The sequence below is a fragment of the Dietzia sp. DQ11-38-2 genome (genome assembly GCF_014145055.1).
Lineage (GTDB): Bacteria > Actinomycetota > Actinomycetes > Mycobacteriales > Mycobacteriaceae > Dietzia.
Genome location: NZ_JAALDW010000389.1, coordinates 1 through 3,689, shown reverse-complemented (window position 1 = coordinate 3,689; position 3,689 = coordinate 1). Strand labels below are relative to the sequence as shown.

5 protein-coding genes are annotated in these 3,689 nt (G+C 71.2%); 2 read left to right on the top strand and 3 right to left on the bottom strand.

Annotated features, from left to right (window positions below):
• Nucleotides 1–162 precede the first annotated feature (162 nt).
• Together G6026_RS12855 and G6026_RS12850 are read left to right on the top strand one after the other, a co-directional pair.
• Entirely contained in the window at nt 163–471 is a 309-nt protein-coding gene (locus G6026_RS12855) for an antibiotic biosynthesis monooxygenase (protein WP_017835976.1), read from the top strand.
• Between the two features lie 37 nt (nt 472–508).
• Nucleotides 509–901 carry a VTT domain-containing protein gene (locus tag G6026_RS12850; RefSeq protein ID WP_182613402.1) on the top strand — a complete coding sequence of 131 codons (393 nt, stop codon included), beginning with the start codon at nt 509–511 and terminating at the stop codon, nt 899–901.
• Nucleotides 902–952: 51 nt separating this feature from the next.
• On the opposite strand, the gene G6026_RS12845 is transcribed toward G6026_RS12850, so the two are convergent.
• Genes G6026_RS12845 through G6026_RS12835 form a run of 3 tightly spaced genes read right to left on the bottom strand, consistent with a single transcriptional unit; the run spans nt 953 to nt 3,655 of the window.
• Nucleotides 953–2,011 carry an ABC transporter substrate-binding protein gene (locus G6026_RS12845; RefSeq protein ID WP_182613401.1) on the bottom strand — a complete coding sequence of 353 codons (1,059 nt, stop codon included), beginning with the start codon at nt 2,009–2,011 and terminating at the stop codon, nt 953–955.
• Nucleotides 2,008–2,742: an ABC transporter ATP-binding protein gene (locus tag G6026_RS12840; RefSeq protein WP_182613400.1), complete on the bottom strand. Its 735-nt coding sequence runs from the start codon at nt 2,740–2,742 to the stop codon at nt 2,008–2,010. The genes G6026_RS12845 and G6026_RS12840 overlap by 4 nt, the downstream gene beginning before the upstream one ends.
• 49 nt (nt 2,743–2,791) lie before the next feature.
• The gene (locus G6026_RS12835) at nt 2,792–3,655 is read right to left on the bottom strand and encodes an ABC transporter permease (protein ID WP_107757968.1); all 864 of its coding nucleotides are present in this window, start codon (nt 3,653–3,655) and stop codon (nt 2,792–2,794) included.
• Nucleotides 3,656–3,689: the final 34 nt, after the last annotated feature.

The following is a 3,689-nucleotide window of genomic DNA, read 5'->3' as shown; positions in this document are numbered from 1 at the left end:
GCGGGACGGGACCGGCTCGACGCGGTGTGGCCCGATCCGGCCCAGCGCGAACGGGCTCTCGACTCGCTCGTGGCCGACGGGTTGATGGTGAGGGCCGGCGATATCTATTCCCTGCCGGGCTGACCGACCGGGATCGCCGCGACGAAGCGTAGGCTCACCTACATGGCCGTCGTCAAGATCAATGCCCTGTCCGTACCGAGTCAGGCCGGACCCGAACTGGAGCGTCGCTTCGCCGAGCGCGCCCACACCGTGGAGAACTCCCCCGGCTTCCTCGGTTTCCAACTGCTGCGCCCCACCGCCGGCGAGGACCGCTACTTCGTGGTGACCACCTGGGAGGACGAGGCGTCCTTCGCCGCCTGGCGTGACGGTGACGCCCGGACCGCCCACGCCGGCCAGCACGGCAAGCCCGTCGCCGAGGGGGCCACCCTTCTCGAGTTCGACGTCGTGCTGGACGTCGCACCGTCCGCCTGACGCCCGGCACCTCCGCCGGCGCACCCCGTCATCTCACGTGGACCGGATCTCGGAACAGCCGTATCCGATCGCCTTCGGCCTGCTCTTCGTCATCGTGATGCTGCGCGCCAACGCCACCTACTGGCTGGGCCGCGGCGCGCTGAGCGGCGGCAGGCTGAGCGACAGGGTCGCCCGCCACCTGGAGGGCCGGCACATGCAACGCGCGCAGAAACTGTCCGCACGCTACGGCGTGGTCGCGGTACCGCTGTCGTTCCTCACCGTGGGTGTGCAGACGGCGATCAATTTCTCCGCCGGGTTCACCCGCATGCCGCTGACCCGGTACCTGCCGGCGGTGGTGGTCGGCTGTGCGTTGTGGGCACTGCTCTACTCCACTGTGGGCATGGTCGGGTGGAGTGCGATCACCACCCTCTGGTCCACGGTCTCCTCCTGACCCGACCAGACGGTCCGACCGCACCGGCCGACCGGTCACCCGACCGGGTCGCTACCTCCCGGGCACGGGCCCGACCACCGGCCCGAGCACATCCGCGTACCTGTCGTCGACCAGGGCCTCGATGTCCACGGGGTCGATCTGTCCGTCCTCGGTGAACACGTCTGCGAGCTGCTGTTCGCGTTCCACCGTGTCCGCGAGCGCCACCGGTCTGCGGGTACTGCGACTCTGCGAGAGTTCGGCGGCCTCCGGGGTCAGTCCCACGGCCTCCCCGTAGAACGCGGCCCACTGCGCTGGGTTCTGTGCCGTCCAGGTCCCCGCCTCGGCGAGTCGGACCAGGAGGTCGGCGATCGCGGTCTGACGTCGCGCGTCGGCGAGGGCGTCGTGGGAGGCGAGCCCGAACCAGAAGCCGTTGGACGCCTCCGCCGCCGTCGCGATGGTCCGAGCATCGGTCGTGGTCTGCGTGATGGCCGTGTACGGATCCCAGATGGCCCACGCGTCGGCGTCACCGCGCGCGAAGGCGGAACCCGCCTCGGCCGGCTGGAGAAAGACCATCTCGACGGACTCCGGCGAGACCCCGGCACCGCGGAGCTGCAGCAGGAGATGCCCGTGCGCCGACGTGCCCTTGGCCACCAGGACCTTCCGGCCCGCGAGGTCCGCCACGGACCGCACGGGAGAGTCACCGGGGACGAGGATCCGGTCCCCCTCACCCCCGTTGGCGTAGGCCGAGACGATCGACGCCCGCGCCCCCGCGGCCGCCCCGAAGACCGGCGGGGTGTTACCCGTCACGGCCAGATCGATCTGCCCCGCGTTGAGCGCCTCCACCTGGGGCGGGCCGGAGGTGAACGTGGAGAACTCGATCTCGTACGGGAGATCATCGAGCTCTCCCGCCGCGGTGAGCAGGGCCTGCGTGCCACCCTTCTGGTCCCCCACGCGCAGGACGAGGCCGGACAGGTCCGCGAGATCGACCCGGTCGGGCACCGGGGCCGCGGCCTCGGAGTCGCGGGTGGCGCACCCGGCGCCGACGAGCAGCACGATCAACGCCAGCGCCAGCGCCAGCAGAACGGCAGGGATCGCGGGGCGTCGGTGGATCGGGGAGAGCGTGGTGGTCATATCGAGTGGTCCTCGTCTGTGTGGTCGACGCCCAACGCGTCGAGGAGAGAGCGGCGGTGGCGGCCCGTCTCGCCCCCACCGCGGGGCAGGTCGATGGTCTCGGTGTGGCCGATGACGCCGTCGTCCAGGACGTGCACCCGGTCGGCCAGAGACACCGCCTCGTCGACGTCGTGCGTCACCAGCAGGACCCCGAAGCCGTGGTGGGTCCACAGCCTCAGCAGGAGTCGGTGCATGGTCCGCCGGGTGAGGGCGTCGAGCGCGCCGAAGGGCTCGTCGAGCAGCAGCAGCGCAGGCTCCGCGACGAGCGCCCGGGCGAGCGAGGTCCGCTGCGCCTGGCCGCCGGAGAGTTCTCCGGGGTAGGCACCCTCTCGGCCCTCCAGGCCCACCTCGGCGAGGATCTCGGTGACCCGGTCCGACTTCTCCCCGCGGCCGACCTCGACCCTGTTGAGACCGTGCCGGACGTTCTCGGCCACGGTCCGCCAGGGCAGCAGACGGGAATCCTGGAACACGACAGCCGGCGGGCCGTCGATGTGGACGTCGCCCGACTCGAGATCCCGGTCGAGTCCGGCCAGTATGCGCAGCGCGGTCGACTTCCCGCTGCCACTCCGGCCGAGCAGGGCGACGATGTCGCCTCGAGGGATGGTCAGGTCGAGGTTCCGGAGAACGGTGGTGTCGCCGAAGCTGCGGGTGACACCGCGGAGCGCGCCCGCGGGGGCGAGGGTGGTGGGCATTCCTGGGGCTCCTGATCGCTGGACGGTGGTCATGTGCGCTGGGCGGTGGTCATCGGTAGTGGCGCAGTGCGCGGGCCTCGGCGACGCGCACGATCGCGTCGGTGAGGATCCCCAGCAGCGCGTACACGACCAGGCCCACGATGATCACGTCGATGCGGAAGTAGTCACGGGCGTTCATGATGAGGTAACCGATGCCGTTGGTCGCGTTGAGCTGCTCGGCCACGATGAGGGTCAGCCAGGCGATCGCGAGCGACTGGCGCACGCCCACCAGGACCTGGGGAGCGATCGACGGCAGGATCACCTCCGTCAGTCGCTGGCGCCGGCTGAATCCGAAGACCGTCGCCATGTCCTGCAGCCTGGGATCCACCTGCCGCAATCCCGACGCGGTGTTGAGGTAGATGGGAAACACCACCCCGAGTGCGATGAGGAGCACCTTGGGGGTCTCGCCGATGCCGAACCACAGGATGAACAGCGGGATCAGCCCGAGGTGGGGAAGCGCGCGCAGCATCTGCAGCGGGGGGTCCACGAGGGCGTCCGCGACCCGCGAGGTCCCGACGATCACCCCGAGGACCAGTCCGGCCACGGCCCCCAGGACGAACCCCTGGGCCACGCGGACGCCCGAGACCGCCAGCGCGTCCGCGAGTTCGCCGGAGGCGATGAGCTCCAGCGCCGAGGAGGCGATCAGCTGCGGGGCGGGAAGGATCCGCTCCGGCAGGAGGCCCGTGGCGCCGGCGATCTGCCAGATCAGGATCAGCACGACGGGGCTGAGCCAGCGCAGCCATGTCATGCCGCGGAGGGCCCTGCGGGGCCTCGCGACGCGGCGCCCCGGGGACCGGGGCGTCCGGTTCTGCGGGGTCGGGCCCGCCGTGGCGACCGGGGCCCCGGGCGTTGACGCGGTGAGAACAGTGGTCATGGTGGTCTTCTCCTCCTGCTCCTCACCCGCGGGA

Excerpts from the sequence above, each read along its gene's own strand:
- G6026_RS12855 (WP_017835976.1), top strand. The coding sequence starts at position 163 with ATGGCCGTCGTCAAGATCAATGCCCTGTCCGTACCGAGTCAGGCCGGA.
- G6026_RS12845 (WP_182613401.1), bottom strand. The coding sequence starts at position 2,011 with ATGACCACCACGCTCTCCCCGATCCACCGACGCCCCGCGATCCCTGCC.
- G6026_RS12840 (WP_182613400.1), bottom strand. The coding sequence starts at position 2,742 with ATGCCCACCACCCTCGCCCCCGCGGGCGCGCTCCGCGGTGTCACCCGC.
- G6026_RS12835 (WP_107757968.1), bottom strand. The coding sequence starts at position 3,655 with ATGACCACTGTTCTCACCGCGTCAACGCCCGGGGCCCCGGTCGCCACG.